Source organism: Paraburkholderia sp. BR10954 (assembly GCF_040965775.1).
Lineage (GTDB): Bacteria > Pseudomonadota > Gammaproteobacteria > Burkholderiales > Burkholderiaceae > Paraburkholderia > Paraburkholderia youngii.
This window is the reverse complement of sequence record NZ_JBFRCK010000177.1, coordinates 1-1,033: the sequence shown is the minus strand read 5'-3', so window position 1 is coordinate 1,033 and position 1,033 is coordinate 1. Positions and strand designations below refer to the sequence as shown.

General features: G+C 56.2%; 2 pseudogenes. One reads left to right on the top strand and one right to left on the bottom strand.

The features are described from left to right. A pseudogene (locus tag AB4Y34_RS41700) lies at positions 1-128 on the bottom strand (transposase); the annotation flags it as partial. A 59-nt stretch (positions 129-187) separates the two neighbouring features. Here AB4Y34_RS41700 and AB4Y34_RS41695 point away from each other — a divergent pair. Next, positions 188-901 (top strand): annotated as a pseudogene (locus tag AB4Y34_RS41695) (IS6 family transposase); the annotation flags it as partial. Positions 902-1,033 lie beyond the last annotated feature (132 nt).

Genomic DNA, 1,033 nt, shown 5'->3' with positions numbered 1-1,033 from the left:
ACCATGGCCTCGAAGCAGCCCGCCTGAATCCAGCGTTGCGTCTGCTGGTAGACCAGTTCCCACGGCGGAAAATCATTGGGCAACAAACGCCACGGGGCACCGGCACGTACGATCCAGCGCAGCGCGTGGTTCTGTCGCGCCAAGGCACTGAGCTAGAATTGTTGCTCGACCACGCATGACAAACGAAATGGGCAAAACGAGCGAGACACCACGTACGACGCTGCCATCAGGGATCGCAACGGTTCTCAAGCGACTGCACCATCCGTTGGACATAATCCTGCTTGTTCGCTGGTATGTGGCATATTCGTTGAGCTTGCGTAACCTCGAAGAAATGATGGCCGAGCGCGGCGTCGAGGTCGATCACTCAAGTGTTCATCGCTGGGTGATCAAGCTCGTGCCGCTGTTCGAGAAGGCGTTCAGACGGCACAAGCGGCCCGTGGGCCGGAGCTGGCGCATGGACGAGACCTACATCAAGGTCAACGGTCAATGGAAGTACTTGTACCGCGCCGTCGACAAGGAGGGCAATACGGTCGATTTCCTGCTGCGCGCCCGTCGGGACAAGACTGCAGCACGTCACTACTTCGAGAAGGCGATTGACGGTAACGGTGAGCCTGGAACCATTACCGTGGATAAAAACGTTGCCAATCTGGCTGCGCTTGATGCGCTGAACATCGTACGGACGACGCCGATCAAGGTTCGCCAGAACAAGTACCTGAATAACATCATAGAGCAGGATCATCGAGCTATAAAACGCATCGTCAGGCCGATGATGGGCTTCAAGGATTTCCGGTGCACGCGCATCATCCTTTCTGGCATCGAGGTGATGCACATGATCCGCAAAGGGCAGTTGAACAACGGCGGTGGAACTCGAACGGTTGCAGAGCAGTTCTATTCGCTGGTCATATATGAGATTGACCCGCAAAAACGGACATCTATCCTTTGGAGAAGGAGGTGCCGATTATGGCCAAGCATCGTACCCCGTACCCGGCGGAATTTCGGGCGCAACTGGTCGAGCTGGTGAAGGCCGGACGCA